Annotated in this window: 15 protein-coding genes, 1 rRNA gene and 2 pseudogenes; 10 read left to right on the top strand and 8 right to left on the bottom strand. The window is 36.7% G+C overall.

The annotated features are described in order from the left end of the window. The first annotated feature begins 107 nt into the window (after positions 1-107). From rrf to AC6H0J_RS02160, 3 genes are all read left to right on the top strand, one after another. Positions 108-223, top strand: a 5S ribosomal RNA gene (gene rrf, locus AC6H0J_RS02170). Positions 224-394: 171 nt separating this feature from the next. Beyond that, the gene (yihI, locus tag AC6H0J_RS02165) at positions 395-955 is read left to right on the top strand and encodes a Der GTPase-activating protein YihI (protein WP_118817532.1); all 561 of its coding nucleotides are present in this window, start codon (positions 395-397) and stop codon (positions 953-955) included. A gap of 3 nt (positions 956-958) precedes the next feature. Further along, a complete protein-coding gene (locus AC6H0J_RS02160) occupies positions 959-1,399 on the top strand; it encodes a DUF2489 domain-containing protein (RefSeq protein ID WP_005626031.1) in 441 nt (146 codons plus the stop codon). A 64-nt stretch (positions 1,400-1,463) separates the two neighbouring features. Here AC6H0J_RS02160 and AC6H0J_RS02155 read toward each other — a convergent pair whose 3' ends face one another. The 3 genes from AC6H0J_RS02155 to lptM all read right to left on the bottom strand — a co-directional run bounded on the left by AC6H0J_RS02155 (position 1,464) and on the right by lptM (position 3,697). Next, complete coding sequence (locus AC6H0J_RS02155) at positions 1,464-2,090, bottom strand: response regulator (protein WP_118817531.1); 627 nt, start codon at positions 2,088-2,090, stop codon at positions 1,464-1,466. A 197-nt stretch (positions 2,091-2,287) separates the two neighbouring features. After that, positions 2,288-3,535, bottom strand: coding sequence for a diaminopimelate decarboxylase (lysA, locus tag AC6H0J_RS02150; protein ID WP_046953201.1), 1,248 nt, complete (start codon positions 3,533-3,535; stop codon positions 2,288-2,290). 45 nt (positions 3,536-3,580) lie between these two features. Next, on the bottom strand, positions 3,581-3,697 hold the full coding sequence (lptM, locus tag AC6H0J_RS02145) for an LPS translocon maturation chaperone LptM (RefSeq protein WP_005626022.1): 117 nt from the start codon (positions 3,695-3,697) through the stop codon (positions 3,581-3,583). A 97-nt stretch (positions 3,698-3,794) separates the two neighbouring features. Between lptM and cyaY the strand changes: the two genes are divergently transcribed. The 5 genes and pseudogenes from cyaY to tpiA all read left to right on the top strand — a co-directional run. Next, entirely contained in the window at positions 3,795-4,100 is a 306-nt protein-coding gene (gene cyaY / locus AC6H0J_RS02140; protein WP_005635590.1) for an iron donor protein CyaY, read from the top strand. A gap of 1 nt (position 4,101) precedes the next feature. Beyond that, the gene (recQ, locus tag AC6H0J_RS02135) at positions 4,102-5,961 is read left to right on the top strand and encodes a DNA helicase RecQ (RefSeq protein ID WP_046953200.1); all 1,860 of its coding nucleotides are present in this window, start codon (positions 4,102-4,104) and stop codon (positions 5,959-5,961) included. Between the two features lie 84 nt (positions 5,962-6,045). After that, positions 6,046-7,764, top strand: a complete 1,719-nt coding sequence (gene proS / locus AC6H0J_RS02130; protein ID WP_118817530.1) for a proline--tRNA ligase — start codon at positions 6,046-6,048, stop codon at positions 7,762-7,764. A 217-nt stretch (positions 7,765-7,981) separates the two neighbouring features. Beyond that, positions 7,982-8,634 (top strand): annotated as a pseudogene (locus AC6H0J_RS02125) (IS1595 family transposase). Positions 8,635-8,654: 20 nt separating this feature from the next. Beyond that, positions 8,655-9,065, top strand: a pseudogene (gene tpiA / locus AC6H0J_RS02120) (triose-phosphate isomerase); the annotation flags it as partial. Between the two features lie 248 nt (positions 9,066-9,313). On the opposite strand, the gene AC6H0J_RS02115 reads toward tpiA, so the two are convergent. Both AC6H0J_RS02115 and AC6H0J_RS02110 read right to left on the bottom strand, forming a co-directional pair. Continuing rightward, a complete protein-coding gene (locus tag AC6H0J_RS02115) occupies positions 9,314-12,400 on the bottom strand; it encodes a TonB-dependent hemoglobin/transferrin/lactoferrin family receptor (RefSeq protein WP_497512760.1) in 3,087 nt (1,028 codons plus the stop codon). Positions 12,401-12,504: 104 nt separating this feature from the next. Beyond that, positions 12,505-15,582, bottom strand: coding sequence for a TonB-dependent hemoglobin/transferrin/lactoferrin family receptor (locus tag AC6H0J_RS02110; protein WP_192885355.1), 3,078 nt, complete (start codon positions 15,580-15,582; stop codon positions 12,505-12,507). A gap of 263 nt (positions 15,583-15,845) precedes the next feature. Between AC6H0J_RS02110 and AC6H0J_RS02105 the strand changes: the two genes are divergently transcribed. Then, on the top strand, positions 15,846-17,591 hold the full coding sequence (locus AC6H0J_RS02105; RefSeq protein ID WP_005625565.1) for an ABC transporter ATP-binding protein/permease: 1,746 nt from the start codon (positions 15,846-15,848) through the stop codon (positions 17,589-17,591). Then, entirely contained in the window at positions 17,584-19,242 is a 1,659-nt protein-coding gene (locus tag AC6H0J_RS02100) for an ABC transporter ATP-binding protein (RefSeq protein WP_118817527.1), read from the top strand. Before AC6H0J_RS02105 ends, AC6H0J_RS02100 begins: the two co-directional genes overlap by 8 nt. A gap of 212 nt (positions 19,243-19,454) precedes the next feature. On the opposite strand, the gene lptD is transcribed toward AC6H0J_RS02100, so the two are convergent. From lptD to AC6H0J_RS02085, 3 genes are all read right to left on the bottom strand, one after another. Then, positions 19,455-21,800: an LPS assembly protein LptD gene (gene lptD / locus AC6H0J_RS02095; RefSeq protein ID WP_005625569.1), complete on the bottom strand. Its 2,346-nt coding sequence runs from the start codon at positions 21,798-21,800 to the stop codon at positions 19,455-19,457. A gap of 462 nt (positions 21,801-22,262) precedes the next feature. Continuing rightward, the gene (locus tag AC6H0J_RS02090) at positions 22,263-23,672 is read right to left on the bottom strand and encodes a multicopper oxidase domain-containing protein (RefSeq protein ID WP_046953196.1); all 1,410 of its coding nucleotides are present in this window, start codon (positions 23,670-23,672) and stop codon (positions 22,263-22,265) included. A gap of 1 nt (position 23,673) precedes the next feature. Then, positions 23,674-24,396: a 1-acylglycerol-3-phosphate O-acyltransferase gene (locus tag AC6H0J_RS02085; RefSeq protein ID WP_046953195.1), complete on the bottom strand. Its 723-nt coding sequence runs from the start codon at positions 24,394-24,396 to the stop codon at positions 23,674-23,676. Positions 24,397-24,453: the final 57 nt, after the last annotated feature.

Genomic DNA, 24,453 nt, shown 5'->3' with positions numbered 1-24,453 from the left:
GTGTTTTTGGAAAACAGAGTGAAAGAAAAAGAAATTAACTAAACGTTCAGCTTGTGGCCAATGAAGAACATAGATAGAATTTAAAATAAACGTTATCAAAGAATTATCCTGGCGGCGATAGTGCGGTGGAACCACCTGACACCATACCGAACTCAGAAGTGAAACGCTGTAATGCCGATGGTAGTGTGGGGCTTCCCCATGTGAGAGTAGGGCACCGCCAGGTTACCAAATACTTATCTAAGTTAAATTAAATAAAAAAGAAGAACCCCGTGTCGAAAGATATGGGGTTTTTGTTTTTTGGTTTAACAAAATCAGTTTAGATAAAGTTTATATTTATTAGTGAGAAAAATACGCATTAGTGATACAATCCGCAAAATTTTTGGAAGGATACCTTATGGCTCGTAAGAAAAAAACACGTCGAATTACCGATATTATGCCAATTCGAAAAGCAGATAAAAAAATAGATATAACAAAGGCACGCTCTGGTAAAAAGCTTACACGTTATGAATTGGACGCTAAAGCTCGTGAAGATAAGAAAAAACGTAAGCACAAAGGTTTAGCTTCAGGATCTCGTCATAGTGCGGTTGAAGAAAAATCGAATAAACTTCAAAATGAAATTAGAGATCCAAAAATCGGTAGTAAGAAAAAGATACAGTTGGTTGTTGAATTTATTAATAAGCCTGAAAAAGGTCAATTAATTCCTGTAATAAAACAGGTGAAAAAACAAGATCCAATGAAAGAGCTTGAAAATCTGGAAAATAATGAAATTCTTAATGAATTATTGGATGCTTTAGATGAAGGTAAAACTATTAGTAAAGCAGATCAACAATTTGTAGATGAATGCTTAGATAGAATTTCTGAATTAATGGAAGAACTTGGCATTGAAGACGAAGATGAAAGTGAAGATGATTTATACCGAACTTTCGAGCGTATTGATATTAACCAATTTAGATAAGTTATGATTTGGCTATTTATTGTAGTTGCATTTTTCTTGGTGATTGGATTGAGTTTATATGCAATATATTTATTAAAACAGTTAAAAATCCAAAAGAAATTGATTAATAAAGCCAAGCGTCAGCGCACTATACGATTAAAAGAAAGCATTGATGTTATTGCTCGAGCAATGCAATCTGGAGAATGTAATACTTCAGAGGGAGTGCTCCGTCTTACAATTCTATTAAGGCCTTTTGGTAAGAATTTATCTGCTTATCCTGCGATGGCTAACTTATATGAAGTTGTGCGTGATATGCCTACACATGATGCTCGTAAATTGCTTGATAAAAGAGAAAGAATGCGTCTAGATTTAGATCGAGAAAGTGCAGAAGTACAATTTGAACAAGATATTAAAAAAGAATTGTATATATTATTAGAAGATATTAAATCTATTGAATTAATGTAAATAGTGTGACTGTAAAGAAAAATGCGCTAAGTTCATCCTAGCGCATTTTTTATGATTATTTTTGTTAACGATTTTGTTCAAAAAATAATACCGTTGCAGCAACGCGAGAATGTACATTTAATTTGCGCAATAAATTACGGATATGTACTTTCACGGTTTCTTCTGAAATAAACAGTTGTGCTGCAATTTGTTTATTTGATAGACCTGTCGCAATTTGACGAAGTACGCCCATTTCACGATCAGTTAGGCTGTCTAATGGATTTTCTTCATGAGTACGTTCTAACAGTAAATTTTTAATAGAATCGCTCAGAATGACTTCACCTTGTGCAATGCGCTTTATTTGGTCTAGCAACGTATCTGGTTCCGTATCCTTTAGCAAGTAACCATCTGCACCTGCATCAATCAAAGTATAAATATCATTTTTTGCATCAGACACTGTTAAAATTAAGATTCGTGCATCAACACCTTCTGAGCGTAATCCTTTGAGTGTATCTAACCCAGAAAGTCCTTTCATGTTGAGATCTAAAATGATCACATCAGGTGATGTTTGTAATGCCACAGAAATCCCTTCTGTGCCGCTGCCTACGTCAGCCACTACTTCAAAATTATCGTCTAATTCTACAAGTTGTTTAATGCCACGACGCATTAACGGATGGTCGTCAATCAATAAAACCTTTAGTTTTTCTTGCATAATTTCCCCTTTAGTGGAAAAAGTCCACTTTAAAAAACGTAGTATTCTATAAAGAATTCAATTCTATGCCAATCTAGAATAGAAAAAAATTTGATTTATCTCACAAACTTACCGTTTGAGATAAGTTTATTGATGGATGGAAAAAGAGCGGTAGAAAAATAGATAATTTTTTTACCGCTCTTTTAGGATAAGAAAGATTAAATGGTCGACTCTAATGCCCAAAGTTCTTGTAAGGTTTCTCGACGACGAATTAAATAGGATTTATCTCCATCTACTAGAACTTCTGCAGTACGAGGTCTTGAGTTATAGTTTGATGACATGCTTGCTCCATAGGCGCCTGCTGAGCATTGAGCTATATAATCACCTTCAGCAATAGAAAGTTCTCGTTGTTTGCCTAAGAAATCTGACGTTTCACAAACTGGCCCGACAACATCATAAATGGCTTTTTCTCTTACTAAAGTGCGGTCAATTTCTACGATATTCATATAAGCCTCATACAATGCAGGGCGGATCATATCGTTCATTCCTGTGTCGGTAATGGCGAAATTACGACTTTCATTATTTTTTAGGTATTGTACTTTTGCTACTAAAATTCCTGCATTTGCAGAAATTGCTCTGCCTGGTTCAAGAATAATTTCAAGTTCGGAATAATCTTTTAGTTTTTCTAATAACGCATTTGCGTAATCGCTTGGATGCGGAGGCATTTCATCCGTATAAGTCACGCCTAAACCACCGCCTAGATCGAGATGTTTTAATTTAATCCCATCCTCTTTTAATTGTTCCATTAGGATAATTAAGCGATCTGTTGCATCTAAGAATGGTTGTAATTCAGTGAGCTGCGAGCCTATGTGGCAATCCATCCCTGTTATTTTTATGTTTGGCAGCGTTGAGGCTAATTTATATACCTCTCGAGCTTCATTTACGCTTACACCAAATTTATTTTCTTTTAATCCTGTTGAGATATAAGGGTGTGTATGCGCATCAACATCTGGATTCACACGCAAAGAAATTGGTGCTATTTTCCCCATCTCGCCTGCAATTTGGTTAATGTATTTGAGTTCAGAAACTGATTCCACATTAAAGCAACGAATTCCAACCTCTAGTGCCCGTATAATTTCTTCTCGGGATTTAGCTACACCCGAAAAAACTACTTTTGATGCATCGCCACCCGCGGCAAGTACACGCTCAAGTTCTCCTTGTGAGACAATATCGAAACCAGAACCCAGTTTTGCCATGATATTTAATACGCCGATATTCGAGCAAGATTTTACGGCAAAGCAAATTAAGTGAGGACGCTTACCTAAGGCTGAGTCAAAAGCATGCCAATGGCGTTCAAGTGTTGCGCGAGAATATACATAAAGAGGTGTACCGAATTGTTCAGCAAGTTGTTGAACCGGAATATCTTCAGCATAAAGCTTATTATTTTTATATTGGAAGAAATTCATGTTGTGTTCCTGTTTTTTATTTTGGGATTGTAATTGGATAATCGCTTATTTGGTTTGCTGTGCTTGTTCTTTTTCTGGGAAATATAAAGGACCTTTTACGCCGCATCCTGTTGCTAGAATGCAAATTGCACTAAGCACTAAAATTGATAGTAGTTTTTTCATTTTTCTCTCTCTTACTTATCGGTAAATCCGCCTTTCACAAGCTTAAGAAAGGCTTTATAATTTGCCGCATTCTATCAGATTTAAACAGGAACATTTTATGAATATTGCAGAATTTCACCAAAATATTGAACAAGTTTGGCAAAAAATTGAAGAAGAATTAGAAGCGCAAGGTGCGGATGTAGATTGTGAAACGCAAGGTTCGGTATTTACAATCACTTTTGATAATCGCACACAAATAGTGATTAACAAGCAAGAACCATTACTTGAGCTTTGGATTGCGAGTAAATTAGGTGGTTTTCATTTTGCTTTTAAAAATGGCGACTGGGTTTCTAATGACGGAAAGCGTTTTTGGGATTGTTTAGTCGAAGCTTGTGCTGCACATGGCGAGAACGTGCAGTTCTAAGATGCTTGATTCTCATTTATCACCAAAAATAATAGAAAAACCGACCGCACTTTCTGTTTTGAAATCGGTTTTCGGTTATCAATCTTTCCGTAAAGGGCAGGAAGAAGTCATCCATGCCGCTTTAAACGGACAAGATGCTTTGGTGGTAATGGCAACAGGGAATGGCAAATCGCTTTGTTATCAAATTCCAGCGCTGTGTTTTGATGGTTTAACTTTAGTGATTTCTCCGCTGATTTCCTTGATGAAAGATCAAGTGGATCAGCTGCAAGCTAATGGAATTGAGGCAGATTTTCTTAATTCTAGTCAGACTTTAGAACAGCAGCAACAAGTTCAAAATAAACTGATTTCTGGGCAACTTAAACTGCTTTATGTGTCGCCAGAAAAAGTGATGACGAACAGTTTCTTTCAACTTATTTCTTATAGTAAAGTCAGCTTTATTGCGATTGATGAAGCACACTGCATTTCTCAATGGGGGCATGATTTTCGCCCTGAATATACCCAGCTTGGTGGTTTAAAAGCTAGTTTCCCTCATGCGCCGATTATGGCGCTCACCGCGACAGCCGATTATGCGACTCGCCAAGATATTTTGACTCACCTCAATCTGGAAAATCCGCATAAATATATTGGTAGTTTTGATCGACCAAACATTCGTTATACTTTGGAAGAAAAATATAAACCAATGGAGCAACTGATACGTTTTGTGTTGGCCCAAAAGGGCAAGAGTGGGATTATTTATTGCAACAGCCGAAACAAGGTTGAACGAATTGCGGAAAGTTTACGCAATAAAGGCGTCTCTGCTGCTGCTTACCACGCGGGAATGGAAACAGCAGTGCGTGAGTGCGTGCAACAGGATTTTCAGCGTGATAATGTTCAAGTAGTCGTCGCAACCATTGCTTTTGGAATGGGGATTAATAAATCCAATGTGCGGTTTGTTGCCCATTTTGATTTACCTCGCAGCATTGAATCCTACTATCAGGAAACGGGGCGAGCAGGACGTGATGATTTACCTGCAGAGGCCGTTTTGTTTTATGAGCCTGCGGATTACGCTTGGTTACAAAAAATTCTCTTAGAAAAACCAGAAACTCCACAGCGTCAGATTGAGCAGCATAAATTAGAAGCTATTGGTGAATTTGCAGAAAGCCAGACTTGTCGCCGTTTAGTTCTTCTCAATTATTTTGGTGAGCATCGACAAACACCATGCAATAACTGTGATATTTGCCTTGATCCTCCTAAAAAATATGATGGATTAGTCGATGCCCAAAAAGTAATGTCTACTATTTATCGAGTGGGGCAATGTTTCGGTGCACATTATGTGATTGCGGTGTTGCGTGGAATGCACAATCAGAAAATTATTGAACGCCAACATGATAAACTTTCAGTGTATGGCATTGGAAAAGATAAAAGCAAAGAGCATTGGCAGTCTGTCATTCGTCAGCTTATTCATTTGGGTTTTGTGCAACAGGTCATTGGTGAATTAAATCCAACGTTGCAACTTACTGAAAGCGCAAAAGCGATTTTGAAAGGTGAAGAACCATTAGAACTGGCAATGCCTCGTATTTCTGCAATCAGTAAGATTGCCCATAATCCACAACGCCAAAGTGTTGCAAATTACGATAAGGATTTATTTGCACGCCTGCGCTTCTTACGCAAACAAATTGCCGATAAAGAAAATATTCCACCGTACATTGTCTTTAATGATGCGACTTTGCAAGAAATGGCTCAGTATATGCCAACAAGCAATATTGAAATGTTGCAAATTAATGGCGTGGGCTCTATCAAATTAGAGCGGTTTTGCCAGCCTTTTATGGTATTGATTCAGGAACATAAAGCAATTTTGGCGAAAGCGCAAAATAATCAGTAGGTATCGAAAGTTCGGTTAAAAATCACCGCACTTTTTGTTATACTTGCGCCAATTTTTTCAGTTCTTAGAATCTAAGGTTAAACAATGCGTACAAGTCAATATTTATTCTCCACCCTTAAAGAAACACCAAATGATGCTCAAGTGGTGAGCCACCAGTTAATGCTCCGTGCAGGTATGATTCGCCCAATGGCATCAGGTTTATATAACTGGTTGCCGACGGGTATTCGCGTATTGAAAAAAGTAGAGAAGATTATTCGCGAAGAAATGAATAAAGGCGGCGCTATCGAGGTGTTGATGCCTGTTGTGCAACCGGCGGAATTATGGGAAGAGTCTGGTCGTTGGGAGCAATATGGCCCTGAGCTCCTTCGTTTTGAAGACCGCGGAAACCGTAACTTTGTACTTGGGCCAACTCACGAAGAAGTGATTACAGATTTAGTGCGTCGAGAAGTTTCTTCATACAAACAACTTCCACTTAATTTATACCAAATTCAAACTAAATTCCGTGATGAAGTGCGTCCTCGTTTTGGTGTAATGCGTTCGCGTGAATTTATTATGAAAGATGCGTACTCATTTCACACGACACAAGAAAGTTTGCAAGAAACCTATGATGTGATGTATCAAGTGTACAGTAACATTTTTAACCGTTTAGGCTTAGATTTCCGTGCGGTACAAGCGGATACAGGGTCTATTGGTGGTTCTGCGTCTCATGAATTCCAAGTGTTGGCTTCAAGTGGTGAAGATGATGTTGTATTCTCAACAGAATCGGATTTTGCCGCGAATATTGAGCTTGCTGAAGCTGTAGCTATCGGTGAGCGTCAAGCGCCAACCGCAGAAATGACATTGGTTGATACGCCAAATGCGAAAACCATTGCGGAGTTAGTAGAACAATTCAATTTACCGATTGAGAAAACCGTGAAAACGTTGATTGTGAAAGGTGCAGACGAAAATCAACCGCTTGTTGCTTTAATTATTCGTGGTGATCATGAATTAAATGAAATTAAAGCACAAAAACACCCATTAGTGGCAGTTCCTCTTGAGTTTGCAGATGAAGCTGATATCAAAGCGAAAATTGGTGCGGGTGTGGGGGCATTAGGCCCTGTGAATTTAAATATTCCTGCAATTATTGACCGCACTGTGGCGTTAATGTCTGATTTTAGTTGTGGCGCGAATATCGATGGAAAACATTATTTCAATGTGAACTGGGAACGCGATGTAGCAATGCCAGAAGTATTTGATTTACGTAACGTAGTAGAAGGTGATCCAAGTCCAGATGGTAAAGGCACGCTTCAAATTAAACGTGGTATTGAAGTGGGACATATTTTCCAACTTGGTAAAAAATACTCTGAAGCAATGAAAGCGACCGTTCAAGGCGAAGATGGTAAACCTCTTGTGATGACAATGGGTTGCTACGGCATCGGCGTAACTCGCGTGGTAGCTTCAGCGATTGAACAGCATCATGATGATCGCGGTATTATTTGGCCTTCAGATGAAATTGCACCATTTACTGTAGCGATTGTGCCAATGAACATGCACAAATCTGAAACCGTGCAAAAATATGCTGAAGAACTTTACCGCACTTTACAATCACAAGGCGTAGATGTGATTTTTGATGATCGTAAAGAACGCCCAGGCGTGATGTTTGCAGACATGGAACTTATCGGTGTGCCGTATATGATTGTAATCGGTGAGAAAAACTTAGAGAACGGTGAAATTGAATATAAGAACCGCCGTACCGGTGAAAAAGAAATGATTGGTAAAGATCAGTTGCTCAATTTTTTGAAAGAAAAGTTGGGTAAAGCTTAATAAGTAAAATTAATTAGAGTTTTGAACTGATTCTAAAAACTAGCTTATTCACTTAAAGACTGACGACTATATTATATTGTCGTCAGTCCTTTTATTTCAGTTAAATTCATCGATGATTACAGTAATCTAAATAATCTCTTACTGTATCAAGTATCTCTTCTCTACTGTATAAAATTAAGGGGCTGACGTAGATTAGCAAGTGTGTTAGTCTATAAAAATGAAGATAACTCATTATAAATTAAAGAAATCTATACAAAATAAGCTCCTTGAATTTTTTGTATTAGAAGTGACAGCCCGAGCAGCGGCTGATTTACTCGGTATCCAAGCCAATTCAGCGATTTTGTTTTACCGAAAAATTCGTGAAGTCATTAGCTATCATTTAGCCCTTGAAGCCGATGAGGTTTTTGATGGTCAAATTGAGCTTGATGAAAGATATTTTGGCGGTCATCGTAAAGGAAAACGAGTCGAGGTGCAGCAGGAAAAGTTGCCGTATTCGGTTTGTTAAAGCGACAAGGAAAAGTATTTGCAGTAGTGGTAGAAAATACCAAAACAGGGACATTAATGCCTGTTATTGTGAGAAAAATTAAGCCTGATAGCTGGGTTTATACCGATACTTATCGACTCTATGATGCCCTTGATGTGAGCAAATTTCACCACGAACGAATCAATCATTCCGAACTATTTGCGGTGAAACAAAACCACATAAATGGAATAAAAAATTTCTGGAGTCAGGCGAAGAGAATCCTTCGAAAATATAATGGAATTGACCGAAAAAACTTTCCTTTATTCTTGAAGGAATGTGAATTTAGGTTTAACTTTGGAGCACCAAAAGAACAGCTTAAAATATTGAGAAAATGGTGTGGTATTTAGGGCTAATCTACGTCAGCCCCAAAGATCTTGATGCAAAATATATCATTATTGGCCATTCTGAACGCCGCACTTATCATAAAGAAAGCGACGAATTCGTAGCGAAAAAATTTGGTGCATTAAAAGAAGCTGGTTTAGTACCAGTATTATGTATCGGTGAAACTGAAGCTGAAAACGAAGCTGGCAAAACAGAAGAAGTGTGCGCGCGTCAAATTGATGCAGTAATCAACACATTAGGTGTTGAAGCATTCAAAGGTGCAGTGATCGCATACGAACCAATCTGGGCGATCGGTACTGGTAAATCTGCGACCCCAGCACAAGTACAAGCTGTTCATGCATTTATCCGTGGCCACATCGCAGCAAAATCACAAGCTGTAGCAGATCAAGTGATCATTCAATATGGTGGTTCGGTAAATGACGTTAATGCAGTTGAATTCATCGACAATTCCCTCCACCAAATAATCCCTTACTACATCAACTATCTTCTCTCTACGGTTAAATAGCCAGCCATAAAACATCCCGTTTTTAATGGTTCAAAGAAACTTTCCATTATTTCATTAGCGAATATTTTTATAGCTATACTGTCTGGCTATAATAAAATCTGCACCTCAATTATTGGTAATTTAGTCCAACGTTTGAGGTGCAGATTATTTTCTCTGCACTTTTGTGCTTTTAGATACAATTAGAATTCAAATTGAACTGACATTCTATAGTTTCTACCTGGGGCATAGAAACGATTGATACCTAAGCCTGTATCTTGATTAATCATATTACTTGTACCAAATGGTCTAATTGATCTAGCAGAATCCCAAGTAATATATTTTCTATTAGTTAAGTTATACACACCAGCTCTTAAAGTAAGATTTTTAATTGGTTTGATATATCCTAACAAATCAATGGTTGTATAAGATTCACTTCTCCATTTGATTGTAGTTTCTTTTTTACCTTCTTCTTTATAGAACATATTATAAGTATCTTCTGTATTTTTAGCTGATGCATGAGAGATATAAAGATCTAGACCATATTTATCATCAGGATGAACATAACTTACTCCATAAACAGCTGTTCTAGGCTGAATTGCATTCATTGGTATATTGCCATTTATTCTGCCTTTTTGATAGGTGTATTTATAGCTTAAACTGAAACCATTGAATAATTTAGTAATATTTCCTAAGGATATTTGTGAAGCAATTTCAAAACCAGTTACTTTAGCATTTGGTCTATTTACATTTTGATAAAAATGAAATGGTATTAGTTTTGAGTGCCCATGAACGTCACGACTCCCTTGATAGGATAAATCAATAAAGTTTTGATATCGAGTATCAAAAACAGAAGTTGTAATATATCCCATGTGATTATGCACAGTTAAAGATAACTCTTTGGTTTTTGCTGTTTCTGGTTGAAGATCTCTATTTGGTCGAATAGAAAAATCTGGATGTTTAAATGTAAAGTAGATTTCATCACTTGTTGGTGCTCGGAATCCCTTACTATATTTTGCCTGTAAACGTAACCAATTTAACGGATCAAGTGTTGTACCAAAAGAGTAGGAACTTGCAGAAAATTTTTTCGGTTGTGCAATTTCTTTAATATTTGCTGCAGCATTGGCTTCTTTTTTTAATAATTCATCAGCATCTGAATCTGCTTGACTTGCATTAAATTCTGGTGTGGTGATATAAAGATTTGTCACCATATCATCAGGGATTTTTGGTGTTTTTCCAGGAATATATTCTGGTTCATATTTCACTCGATCATAACGATAACCTAAATTAAAAGCGATATAGTTATTCACACGGAAATCATTAATAAAATATAACGCGCCTGTTTTCGTTTTCACTGGAATTAGGAAAGAGAACACATTGACATTATTACATAATGTACTCGTCCGTTCTGGATTTAACGTTGGTTTAGCACCTGTTGTAGAAGGAGCTAAAAAGATATCACAATTATGTGGATATTGAGCCCACCATTTTACATTTAGAGGGGCATCTCCAGCTAGATTGGTCATTGATTTTTTCATTTCAGACCACAGACCACCATAAGACAAATCGTGCTGTGTTTTACCTAACTCTAGATGTTTTGTTAAGTCAAGGTTAATTTGTTTGGTTTCACTTGTTAAGTCACGTTGCGACCAAAGATTCGCCTGATAACCCTTTTGATTTGGCATAAATAGGTATGGACCAGATCGCTGATCATTAGCTGTAACTTCTGTTTTGGCATATTTTTTGCCATTTTTTTCAATCACATCAAAAGGAATATCTACAGTAGTTCCATTTTTGTTAAATCCTTGAATTGTTTTTTTATCGCAATTTAATCCATCACAGCTAAAAAGATAGCTGATGTTAGTCGGCAATCTTTGTTCATCAGAGATAACGTTTTTATCTGCTTCAGATAAAAGATCGTATTTTTTACCATTGATTTCAAAAGTATTTTCTTTTTGAAGAGTTTTTACCTCGTAAGTACACTTATCCATTTCATCATCAATACAATATCCATAGACTGTCTTACCTGGATGTTTTGCTCGAACAGCATCCCAATCTACTTTTTGCCATGCCCATTTTCCTGGTTTAGTTAGTTCTGCTGATCCTGCCACTCCTGTCTCTTTTATCTCTTTATCAATATCTTTATATTTTACAGAATTACCATCCTTCCCAACAAGTTGATTATCCTGATTGTATTTCATTCCAAGCAAATTACTCGATAATGCACATTTATCATTCCCATCGCAATAATCGTCTGTTCTTGCGCTTGTAGTAATTTTTTGGTGGGAATAGGTGATTTTTAATGTATCCCAAAATGGTGTTTCAGTAAAATTCTCATAAACAAAAGCGATATTTTTACGTTCTACTTTATCGTTAGTATGACGTAATTCTTCTTCATCATATGTCATGTACTGTGTATTTGGTTTTAGAGTATAAGAAAAATCATGACCTTTAGAAGTTTGTTTATATAAATCTGCAACAACTGAGAAACGGTGATTTTCTGTTGGTTGGAAACCAATTTTTAAAAGTGCACTATCTTGGGTTCTTCTATAAGGATCTGCTTTTTCTCTCGTTTTTCCTTGAATTTTATCGTTATAATTTTTATAACCATAGTTTTCTAATTCATGACCTTTACGTGATGTAATTACAGCAATTGCATCAAAATACTTATAACGCCCAGCAAGAGTGAGCGTTTGAAGATTTTGGTTATCTGCTGTGTTATAGCCTCTTTTATAGGAAGCGTAGTAATTTTTGTTAAGTAAATAATCTCTAGCATCTTTTGTATCAAAACTAACAGAACCACCTAATGCGCCACTACCAGATTTTAAAGAATCAGCTCCTTTTCGAATTGTAACTTGTTTTAGCGTTTCTATTTCTGCGCTATTACGCGTATTATTAAAATTTCCATATCCTTCAAATAATTCTTTAAACCCTTGTGAAGAGATGGTTTCTGCTTGATGCAGTCCATCTATTTGAACTGCTACACGGTTTTCTTCCACTCCTCGAACTGCAAAGCCACTATTTCCAAAGCGTCCTGCTTCTACGACAGTAATTCCTGTTTCATAACGCACGAGATCTTTAACATCTTGCGCTTGTTCTTTTTCTAATTTTTTAGCTGTTTTCACAGTTTCGGCAATTTTTGGAGGTGTTTTCGTATCACTATGTTCGGTAGAACCAGATACATTAATTTCCTCAAGTTGCTGTTGAGTTGGTTCATCAGCATAAGCAACACTTGCCGTTAGCCCAAGCATAACGGAATACGCAAGCAGATTTAATCTAAGATTGGTCATTTTTTCCCTCGTTAAAGATGACATGTAAATTAAATTATGTATTTAAATTAACCGCACATTTACTATCACTACTATTATTATGTGCGGTTTAGATAAGAGTACATCTAAAATTCTAATTGAATAGATGCTCTATAATTTCTACCTGGTGCGTAAAAACGATTTAAGCCTATACCTGTTTCAGTATCTATTCGATTGATTGTACCGATAGTTCTAATGGATCGGGCAGATTCCCAAGTAAGATATTTTTGATTTGTTAAATTATAAACACCAGCTGTAAATGTAAGGTTTTTAATTGGTTTCCAGTAAGCAATGGCATCTATCACTGTGTAATGTTTATTACGCCATAATGCTCTTCTGTCAATAACTTTTTCGTTACCATTTACTGTTTTTGCTGGCACTGTTTCAATTGCACCAGTATTAATATTTTCTGCTTGACGTTCAATCATGCTATGCCATTGAGGGTTAAAGCTGTCTTTTGCCTTTTTAGCTGAAACGTCGGTAATATAAAAATCTAATCCCCATATTTTATTAGGTGAATCATAACCTAAATTGTATACGGATGTGGTCGGTTGCAAAGCGTTCATTGGCTGGTCTTGCAAGGCCATATTCATATATTTAGGGTTATGTTCTAATAAATTTTTATATCCCTCTAATGGTTTACCATCTTTTATTCGACCTTTTTGATAAGTCAATTTATAACCCAAATGGAATCCTTCTAATTTTTCAATAAGGTCCCCTATTTCTAGATGAGTAGAAATTTCGATTCCGTTTACTTTTGCCTTATCACGATTCAAACTCTGATAGAATGGATAATAAGACGATTTACTTTGATCAATTGGACGTTCACCTAAATATGCCAAATCAATAAAATTCTTATAATCGGTTTGGAATAAATTAGTAGTGAAATAACTACGTTCTCTATAAAAAGTAAAGGCGATTTCTTTTGTTTTAGCTTTTTCTTCTTTTAAATTAGTATTTGGTAAAAGTGAAAATTGAGGATGTTTAAATGTTATATACATTTCATCAGGCGTTGGCGCTCTAAAACCATTAGAATATTTAAACTGTATTCTTAACCAATCTGTTGGATCCAAGTTTAATCCTAAATTATAGGAATGGTGCTTAAATGCTGTTGATTTTTGAATTGCATTTAAATTGTCTTGTACATTTTTTATATAATCGGCATGATTATAATTATACCAACCATTGCCTCCAGTTAATGCACTATCTGGAATAGGGATCATTGTACCAGCTAATAATCCACGTGGAATTTCAGGATCTTGTCCTAAGCGATAATGCGGTAAATGTCTGACATTGTCATATCTATAATTTAAATCAAAACCAAGCCAATTTGTTACTGTAAAATTATCACCTAAATAAAATGCATGGTTTTTAGTTTTAACTGGGATCAAGTAACTTGTTTTACCTAAATTACTTTCCTTTAAGGCTCCCGTACAATCACTGATAGGATAATATTGAGGAGAGGGTGTTCTTATTCCATTCTCTAATTTATTACAAATAAAGTCATCAGCCCACCATTGAACATTTCCACCTTTGTAACCCTGAAGATTAACCATGCTTTTTTCTGTTTCTGAGTATAATCCACCATATCGTAAAGCATGATCCGTTTTTATTACAGAAAAAGATTTATCAAAGTCAAAGTTAAATTGTTTTGTATTTGTATTTAAATCACGATCATTGTAATCATTTCTACTATATCCTGCAGATTTAGGAAGCAAATAAAAGGCTTCTTCATATTGTGTTAGGGTTGAGTCAAAAGGGCTAGGTCTTGAAGCTAATTCAAGTTGACCATATTTTTTACCATTAGGTAGAGTTTTAATATTAATTCTTCTATCTTCAAATTTATAATTTTCAGTATAACCATACTCTCCATCTAATTTATTTGCAGAGAACACTCTAAATTTCTTATTGCAATCTAACTTATCACAATCTATTGATAAAGACTCTACAGGGCGCTCAAAAATATCATTAGTAACATCTTCATTTCTAGAGTTTTTATATGTTGTGCCCCAATCATATTCTCCAGTGAGTTCTTTGTTATCTTTATCTAAAATCTTATATACACCATTTGAATCATCTAAATGTAATCCTTGCGGATTTAGCACTCCAGCACAATTAGCTGATGCGCAATATTCATCACTACGAGCTTTATTTTTAATTTTTTGAGAGGAATAAGTTAGTTTAAAGTGATCCCAAAATGGAGTTTGTGTAAAGTTTTCATAAGAAAATTGGATATTTTCCCGTTTAGATTTATCGTGAATAAAACGTTCTCCTTGACTGGTTTCAGTATTGACATAAGAACTAGGACGTAATGAATAAGATAAATCTTGTCCATCAGTTTTTAATGTTGATTTATCAACAGCTACACTAAATCGATGATTTTCTGTTGGTTCAAACCCTAATTTCACTAACGTACTATTACGGGAAATGGAATAAGGATCTGTTTTTTCTCTTTTAATTCCAACAACCTTATCGTCATAACTTTCATAACCATAATTCTTCATTTCATTGCTATTACGCTCAGTATGAACAATTAACGCATCAAACCCTTTATATCGGCCAGCAGCAGTAAGAGACATCGTATCTTGACTATTCATACTTTGAGTAGAACGTTTAACACTAAAGTAATGATCTTTTCCTATTAGATAATCTCTAGCATCTTTTGTATCAAAGATAACCGAACCACCCAATGCCCCACTACCTGATTTTAAAGAGTCAGCACCTTTGGTAATAGTCGCTGTTTTAACATTCTCTATTTCTATATCATTACGAGTATTATTAAAATTTCCATAGCCTTCAAATAGCTCTTTAAATGCTTGTGAACTTAAAGTTTCAGCTTGACGAAGTCCATCTACCATAATACCTACACGGTTTTCATCAACTCCTCGAACCGCATAACCGCTTGCTCCAGTTCTTCCTGTTTCAACAACACTAATACCAGTTTCATAACGTACCAAATCTCGAGAATCTGAAGCCTGTTGCTTAGAAAGTTTCTTAGCTGTAATTTGGGTTTCACCAACTTTTTTTTCTTTCACATTTATTGTTTCTGTATTCCCTGAAACATTAATTTCCTGCAATTGTTCAAGCTCGTTGGCGTAAACAGCTCCTGCTGTCAGTCCAAGCATAACGGAATATGCAAGCAGATTTAATCTAAAATTGGTCATGTTTAACTCCATGGGAAAGTAAATAATAATAATTCTCAAATATATTACAAGGAAAAGTATTTTCTCACAATCAGAAAATTTTGTTTTTGATCAATATCAAACAATAAAAATTATTCTCATTATGCTCTATATTTAAATGCGCTTGTTCTCTATAATGCAAGCCATCGATTGTTCATGTTAGAAAGCATACGCAATCGTTTTAATTTTCACCATTAAATGAAAAGTGCGCATTGATTGCGTACTTCTTTTTAGGAGTAATCATTATGATGATAGATAAACGCCTAATTAACACGGTGGCCGATAGTAAAAAATGGATTGGTGTCACTGTGTTGTGGAATTGGGTGGCGTTAGTTGGCGGGATTATTAGTGCCGTCGTGTTTTCTTATATTTTACAAGCCGCTTATTTTAAAGAGTTGACGATGTCAGGTGCGGTGGGTTTAGGTGTGATTTTAATTGCGGCATTGGCATTACGTGCTTTTGCCGGTAAAAAATCGGTGCAGGCGTCTTATTTTGCCAGCACAAAAGTGAAGCATGAATTGCGTAGCCTTATCTATCGTAAATTGGCTTCTATGCCACTTAATCAAGTGAATCAACAATCCACTTCAAGCATTATCCAAGTGGCATCAGAAGGTGTAGAACAGCTTGAAATCTACTTTGGGCGTTATTTGCCGCAGCTTTTTTATAGCTTGCTTGCTCCACTTACTCTCTTTGCCTTCCTGATCTTTTTCAGCTTTAAAACAGCCATTATTTTATTAATTTGCGTGCCGCTTATTCCGATGTCGATTATTGCGGTGAATAAAATTGCGAAAAAACTTTTGGCAAAATATTGGTCCATTTATGTGGGATTAGGCAGCAGCTTTTTAGATAACCTACAAGGTTTAATCACGTTAAAAATCTATCAAGATGATGCTTATAAAGCGAAAGCAATGGATGAAGAAGCAGAGCATTTCCGCAAAATCACCATGAAAGTGCTTACTATGCAACTTAACTCGGTATCACTGATGGATTTGCTCGCTTATGGTGGCGCAGCAATCGGGATTTTAACCGCACTATTGCAATTCCAAGATGCACAACTCAGCGTGTTAGGCGTGATTTTATTTATTCTACTTTCCTCTGAGTTTTTTATTCCGCTTCGTTTGCTGGGTTCATTCTTCCATGTGGCGATGAATGGTAAAGCAGCTTCGGATAAGATTTTCACATTGCTTGATACGCCAGTGGAAAACCAACAAAGTGCGGTGGATTTTGAAGCAAAAAATAACGTTCAAGTGGAAATTAAAGATCTACATTTTGCGTACTCTGCAGAAAAACCAGCAATTCAAGGTTTAACTTTAACGATTCAACCAAACCAACTTTCTGTATTTGTGGGTAAAAGTGGTTGCGGCAAATCAACCTTAGTTTCGTTGTTGATGGGCTTTAATAAAGCGCAACAAGGTGAGATTTTGTTTAATGGACAAAACGCCTCAGAAATTGACCGCACTTCTTTCTATCAAAAAGTATCGTTGGTGAGCCATAGCAGCTACGTGTTTAAAGGTTCGCTGCGTGAAAATATGACGATGGCGAAAATTGATGCCACAGACGAGCAAATTTATGCGTGTTTAGAACAAGTAAATCTTGCCCAATTTGTACGCGAAAATGGCGGGTTAGATATGCCGCTATTAAGCCGTGGCGCAAATTTATCAGGCGGTCAGATTCAACGTTTAGCCTTAGCGCGTGCTTTATTACACAATGCCGAGCTTTATATTTTTGATGAAGCGACCAGTAACATTGATGTGGAAAGCGAAGAAATTATTCTGCAGTTCATTCAACAATTTAAACAACAAAAAACCATTGTGATGATTTCTCACCGCTTGGCAAATGCGGTAAATGCGGACTGTATTAACGTACTTGACCAAGGCAAATTGATTGAGCAAGGCACACACGAAACCTTAATGGCAAAACAAGGTGCGTATGCAGAAATGTTCCAACAACAAAAAGATTTAGAACAAATTAGAGAGGTGGCAAATGCGTAAAAATGGTTTTGTTGTGATGGGGCATTTATTGAAATTAGTGACTCCACTTGCGCACATTATGGCGTTTACCATCACCATGGGAACGCTCGGTTTCCTGGCTGCCATCTTTATTATGGTGCTGGGTGCGATGGGGTTAGTGAATCTTCTTAACTTTGACACCCATTTAACTTTTTCTGGAATTTTGACCGCACTTATCGTATTGGCGGTGGCTCGTGGCGCGTTGCGTTATTTAGAGCAAATGTCTGGGCACTATATTGCTTTTAAATTACTGGCATTATTGCGTGACAAAGTGTTTTCTTCTTTGCGTCGCCTAGCTTTTGTGAAGTTGCAAGATAAACAAGCAGGACAATTAGTGTCATTGGTGACCAACGATATAGAATTACTCGAAGTATTCTATGCACACACCATTGCACCAATTATGATTGCGTTCTTTACCTCTGCGATTTTATTGTTGGTCTTTGCGCATCTTTCAGGCTGGTTTGTGCTTGTGGCATTAGCCGCTTATTTAACAGTTGGCGTGATTTTACCGATTATCACCACCAAATTGGCGCGAGAAGATGGCAGACGCTATCGTGAATTGGTAGGCGAAATGAATGATTTCTTCCTCGACAGTGTGCGTGGTATGAAAGAAATTCAGCTTTTTGGCTATGCACAACAACGTTTAGAAGAAATCCAACAACGTAGTCAAAAAATTGATACAGCTTTCGAACGCATTAAAGACCAAGAAGCAAAAGTGCGTGTTTATACTGAAGTAGCAGTATCAGCATTTAACATCATTATGTTATTCACTGGCTTAATTTTGTTTAGCCTAGATAAGATTGATTTTTCTGCCTTTTTAATCGGCGTGATTTTATTGATGTCGAGCTACGGGCCAGTTATCGCCTTAAGTAACCTTTCAAGCAACTTGTTACAAACGTTGGCTTCAGGTGAGCGAGTATTAAGTTTATTAGCGGAAGAGCCAGAATTAAAAGATGTAGAAAGTGCGGTCGATTTAAAAGATGTTTCTCGCATTGATGTCGAGAATGTAAACTTCGCTTATGGCGAAGAACAGATTTTATTGGATGTCAGCTTATCTGTGAAAAAAGGTGAAATCTTGGGGATTCACGGCAGAAGCGGTAGCGGTAAAAGTACCTTGTTGAAATTACTGATGCGTTTTTACGATCCTAAATCAGGTAGCATTAAAATTAACGGCGAAACTTTACCGAATATCAACACTCGTAGCTTGCGTGACAATATGGCATACATTACCCAGCAAACCTACATTTTCAACGAAACCATCGAGGAAAATATTCGTCTTGCTCGCCGTGATGCAACATTAGAAGAAATTATGGAAGCAGCAAAGAAAGCCTCAATTCATGATTTCATTTTAAGCTTGCCAGAAGGTTATCAAACGAAAATGACGGAATTGGGCGGCAACCTCTCTGATGGTGAAAAACAACGTATCGGTATTGCGCGTGCATTCTTACATAATGCACCGATTATTTTACTCGATGAACCGACCAGTAATTTGGATAGCTTAAACGAAGCGATGATTTTGAAATCATTACTCGATGTTAAAGCTGAGAAATTGATTATTCTCGTCAGTCATCGCCAGTCTACGATGGCAATTTGTGATCAGGTTATTGGTATAGAAAACGGCAGAATGTCCTAAATTAATATAAGAAAAAATCGCACTGTTAAAGGTGCGATTTTTTTGTTATAGAGCGCTAAAGTCCGACTATAAAAACTATATGCTAGAATTTTTAGATAGTTATAGAGCTTATAACTACATGCTCAACGGAAAAGTCTTTGGATATTAATCCTAGGGGTAGGTATTTCCGCTTAATTTCATCAAATTTCTTAAGTATCTTTTTTGTAAACCAATCAATTTAAACTAAATGCTCGAATATAAGGTAGTTTTCCTTTTTCTAGCATTTCTTGAATACCGCTTTGATGGTCATTGGTGCCTAAACCTCTTAATTCTAAGGTTACGCCAATGCTATTATCGTAAACGACCTCATTATGTTTTTGATTTTGGTGGCTTGTGACGTAGCGTCTAGCTCCGATACCAGCAGCCCAACAACAGCTGTTATATTGGACGCCAATATACTGTTCTACTGGTTTCTGTAAGGCGAGATCTTGATAATAGCGCCCTACCACAGCCCAATTATTCACAATTTCCCAGCCTACAACCAATCCCACTTGTTGGATATCTTGTTGATATGCGTTAACTGATTTACCTAAGTTTTGGTCAATATATTCCTGGTTAGCGTATCGATAATTTAACTGAATTAAATTATTTTTTTCAGGATTATATTCTAGTGATGTATTCGCTAATGATGTTGAGTTAGTATGAGTATCAAATTGATAGCTACCACGCCAATGCCATTTATCACTCATTTTCCAATTAGATTCTAAGGCCCAATCTGATGAGGAAGTCGGGGTTTTATTTGCTGGGTTTTCATCAATACGAGAATTACTTAAGTAATAAATTTGACCTGCAGATAAATTAAAGCGTTCTTCGCCACCAATATCATAAAAACGCGTTGTGCCACCCAAGGTAATTTGATTTGCCGATGAAATTCGGTCTAAACCACTATAACGGCGATCACGAAATAGAGAATAGTAATCTTGCTGTACTAATGCTGAATCGTAACCAAATCCTAAATATTCATTATTAAGTTTTGAACCAATATTGCTTTGATTTCGGTAAGGACGATATAAATACTGCACGTGCGGTTCGAAAGTTTGTGTATAGTCTTTTAAGAACGTTGTATCGCGTGCTAATACGCTTTGTAAATCAACTTTAAATTGCGGAATAACTCGATTTACAGTTTTTTGCACGTCCTCTGCATTTTTTCCTGAACCTTTTTTCTGATCGTAGCGAGTCGCATAAAGTTTAGTTTCAATATTCAAACTGCCGTATTTATTTGACATTAAAGAATTTAGGCTAGGCTCTACATGGAAACGCCATGCAGTTGGCATTAATTCACTGTCATTATCAAACCGAACAGCTTGTGAATGTAATTTGAAATTTAACCATCCATTAGCCAAATCATGTTTGTAGTAATTGAAATCTAATTGTGGCATTGCACGATAAGGGCCGATGTCCACTTCATCAAAAATCTGGAACTGATGTGCAGAAAGAGAAAAATTATAATTTTGTTGATAATAAGCTACGCGAGCATATTGGTTTGCGTAGCCATCAGTACTGCGACCATAAACGGACTCAAAATCACTGAAATAACGTTTATCGCTTACTCGGGTATAATCAATATTTAAGCGCCAATTTTGTAAAAAGCTAGAATTGTGATTCCAATAGAACAAATGACGTTTTCGATTATCACTAGAATATTCAGAGTAACGATCGTTACCTAAATATTCTCCTGCGACTTTACCCTCGCCAATAGGGGTTAAATAGCGAAATTCCCCATTTGCTTGCCAACCACGGCGAGACATATATTTCGGGGTAAAAGTAAGATCGTAATTAGGTGCGATATTCCAATAAATTGGTTGTGCATACCAAAGACCATCTCGGTTAGATGTCCCCGCACTTGGAATCAATAAGCCAGAACGACGACGATCTCCAATGGGTAATTGTAAGTAAGGGGTATAAAAGACAGGAACACCATGCACTTTGAAACGAGCATGCCACATTTCAGCATATTCTTCTTTCACGTATTGACGAATTTCTGACGCATCTATAGCCCAAGTATTATTACCTTGCAAACATGAAGTAAAGGTGGCGCTTTTCATTACGCGATAATTATTACTTAATGTTATATCATCAGCCTTACCTCGACCTTGACGACCGACAAATTCATATTCTGAATTTGTTAAATTGCCATCATGACTATCTAAATTAAACTCCGCATCTTTACCCAACATATTGATCTGATTATCTTTATAATCAAATCCATCGCGGACATAAGCCATGCGTAAAGGTGTTGGCTGGTTGCCTGATTGTTTTACCTGCACGGATTGTGCTAACAAATGACGATTGCCTTGTTTCAAATCTACGTTACCTCGATAGGTAGCATTATTTGGCTGATTAATTTCTGCATTATCTGCTTCAATATATACAGGCAGAGAATTCACATCGCCCGTCATGATTTCACCGCTAAATTTTGGCACGCCCATTAAACATTGTTCATGTAAATCCGCCAAACTTTGTTGGCTATAAAGTGCGGTCAAAATAGCAAGTGAACTTAAAGCGTATTTTTTATTCATCGTCTTGTTTTAATTTGTCAGAAAATTGGTCAGATTATACTGGAAAAAGGTCAAGGCTAGTAATATTTTTCAATAAACTGTTGATGGGATGTATCTAGATTTTTCTATAACTTTACGTGCATAAAATTAAAAAACTCAGCAAAAGCCGAGTTTTTCTTATTTTACAACGTTAAATGTCAACGGAGCATAAACAATCTTACCTACTTGAACTTGGATTGTATATTGGCCTTAAGGATCCTTTTCTCAAATTTCCAGCTATTAACCATCTTTTACCTAAATCAGTTGGGGGCTCCAGACTTATCATAGATTGAAAGATAAAGTATTAGTTGCGGTTATTTTGGAACATCGGACATTGTAAATACGGATTTACGTATAAAGAAAGTACGGCGAATATTAATGATTTTTCATTATTTAAATAAAGTATGAATGATTAAAATTCATGGTGTTTTAGGATAGTTAAAGCTATTGTACCACCAGTACGCTAATACATCCCATATCTTCTAGCATTAAATTCGATACCCCAAATAAGAATGGGTAGTTGCCAGAAGATGCTTGATCAAATTTCACTAAAATTTGAGTTTTGTTTTTTACCCAAACTGTATCTTTCCAAGCTAATTCTTCAGCTTGGAATTGATGTTCTCCTTGGCTTTCCACCACAAATTTGGCACCTTGAATAGTAAATCCAACAGGTAAATTTGCATTTAAAATCCAGCGTTCAATTGTTCCTTTTCGGGCTATTACATCAACTTTGCGTGGGTCAAAACGTCTTTGGTTAATTAAACCGTTTGTGACATCAATATTAAATTCTCGAGTTTGTGCAACGGCTTGTTGTAACATTGCTGGCGCATCCGTTCCGAAAGTGAGGTTTGGTTGTTTGTTAAATGCGGATATTTGTCCTTGGGCTCGTAATTCAAGCACTGTGTTATCAGCGAGTTCATCGCTTGAGATCAACATATTTTTCATTTTGTCGTACAAGCCACGTTTACTTCCGCTAATGAGAGATACGTTGTCAATTTCATTCATATTAACCAGTATTTCTGCGCGTTCTCCTGGCGAGAGAACCAAAGATTTGACCGATTTAGCCTGTGGTAAGAAACCTAAATCTTGTGCAATAAGTAGTATTTCTTGATCATTATCTAAGCGCAAATCATAAGCACGAGCTAATGAAGCATTGAGCAAACGTAAACGAATCCAGCCGCGTGCGACATCTAAATATGGTGCTTCAATACCATTTACTAATAAGCGATTGCCTACAAAGTGCGGTTGATTTTGTTTGAATAATTGGAGACCATCATTATTAAATTCCATATCTTGTAAAATCAATGGAATGTCATCAACGCCATATTTATTGGGAAGATTCGCTTTTAGGCTTTGTTCATCTTCAATCAACCACATTCCAGCTAAACCACGATAGGTTTGATAGGCTGAGTTGGCTAATGTTGCGGAACGATACCAACAGCTTGCTGCGGGTTGTTCAATAGGCACGATGGGTGCCCAGGACTCGCCTTTTTTTAGTATTCTAGCCGCTCCACCAAACAGTTCACCCGATGCTTGTAAGCCTTGAATAGATAAGGCAACGGATTGTGGCAAATTGTTATGATAATTAAGTTTAGCAAAGCTACCTGATTTGATTTTAATGGTTGGGCCAAGATAATTACCGTTGAATCCCCATACTGTCACATTGTGTGAGCCATCTAGGGGATAATTCATTTCCTGCATTGTTAATACAATCGGGCGACCGTGACGAACTTCAATTAGTGGTGGCACAACTAATTTTTCACGGCTTGCCGCTAACAATGGTGCTGGCACAGTGGAAAGTGCGGTAGAAATCGCAGCTGTTCTTAATAATTGACGGCGAGAAAGGCGTGGCATTTTAGTTTCCTTTTGCTATCTCTTCATCAAGTTCGGCAATGCGTTTTTCCATTAGATCATGACAATAAGCCGCAAGATCTCGAACATTGTCTTTGGTATAGCCTGAAACATCGATTGGACCCATTATTTCGCAAATCACTTTGCCATTATCCCAGCGATTTAAATTAATTTTATTATGCGTGGTTGAGCAAACGACTGGAATAATCGGTACACCTGCTGAAATTGCCGCATGGAATGCACCCGTTTTAAAGGGTAATAAACCGCGACCGCGACTGCGAGTGCCTTCTGGGAACATCCAAATAGATAAATTATCTTCATTAATTCGTCGTGCGAGCTGCGACATCGTACTGTGTGCTTTTGTGCGGTTTTCTCTATCTAAGAAAATATTGCCTGTTACCCAATACAGAATGCCGAAGAAGGGTATCCAAATTAAACTTTTTTTACCCACACTTACTGTGCGAGGTTGCACCATATAAGAGATTGTCACCATATCATAATTGTTTTGGTGATTACCGATATAAATGGCACGTCCAATCTGCTCTTGATTTTGAGGAATACGATGTTCTACTTTTAAGCCAAAAAGTGGATATAAACGCCCAAACCAACGTGCAACAATGCCTACGTTGCTTGGATTTTTAAAGCGGATAAAAGAATAAATCGTACCCAGTACACAAATTAGAATACAGCAGATTAATACGAGGAAAATTCGAAGTAATTTTAACATGAGGATGTCCTATACAAAATTTCGTTAAAGTATAGCAAATTCAATATCAATATGTGC

The organism is Haemophilus sp. THUN1691, assembly GCF_059704425.1.
The sequence above is the reverse complement of the archived record's forward strand: the minus strand, read 5'-3'. Positions and strand labels throughout refer to the sequence as shown.

Coding starts and splice junctions, on each gene's coding strand:
- lptD (WP_005625569.1), bottom strand. CDS start 21,800: ATGAATAAAAAATACGCTTTAAGTTCACTTGCTATTTTGACCGCACTT.
- AC6H0J_RS02160 (WP_005626031.1), top strand. CDS start 959: ATGATTTGGCTATTTATTGTAGTTGCATTTTTCTTGGTGATTGGATTG.
- lysA (WP_046953201.1), bottom strand. CDS start 3,535: ATGAATTTCTTCCAATATAAAAATAATAAGCTTTATGCTGAAGATATT.
- proS (WP_118817530.1), top strand. CDS start 6,046: ATGCGTACAAGTCAATATTTATTCTCCACCCTTAAAGAAACACCAAAT.
- lptM (WP_005626022.1), bottom strand. CDS start 3,697: ATGAAAAAACTACTATCAATTTTAGTGCTTAGTGCAATTTGCATTCTA.
- yihI (WP_118817532.1), top strand. CDS start 395: ATGGCTCGTAAGAAAAAAACACGTCGAATTACCGATATTATGCCAATT.
- AC6H0J_RS02110 (WP_192885355.1), bottom strand. CDS start 15,582: ATGACCAATTTTAGATTAAATCTGCTTGCATATTCCGTTATGCTTGGA.
- AC6H0J_RS02115 (WP_497512760.1), bottom strand. CDS start 12,400: ATGACCAATCTTAGATTAAATCTGCTTGCGTATTCCGTTATGCTTGGG.
- AC6H0J_RS02090 (WP_046953196.1), bottom strand. CDS start 23,672: ATGCCACGCCTTTCTCGCCGTCAATTATTAAGAACAGCTGCGATTTCT.
- AC6H0J_RS02155 (WP_118817531.1), bottom strand. CDS start 2,090: ATGCAAGAAAAACTAAAGGTTTTATTGATTGACGACCATCCGTTAATG.
- AC6H0J_RS02100 (WP_118817527.1), top strand. CDS start 17,584: ATGCGTAAAAATGGTTTTGTTGTGATGGGGCATTTATTGAAATTAGTG.
- recQ (WP_046953200.1), top strand. CDS start 4,102: ATGCTTGATTCTCATTTATCACCAAAAATAATAGAAAAACCGACCGCA.
- AC6H0J_RS02105 (WP_005625565.1), top strand. CDS start 15,846: ATGATGATAGATAAACGCCTAATTAACACGGTGGCCGATAGTAAAAAA.
- AC6H0J_RS02085 (WP_046953195.1), bottom strand. CDS start 24,396: ATGTTAAAATTACTTCGAATTTTCCTCGTATTAATCTGCTGTATTCTA.
- cyaY (WP_005635590.1), top strand. CDS start 3,795: ATGAATATTGCAGAATTTCACCAAAATATTGAACAAGTTTGGCAAAAA.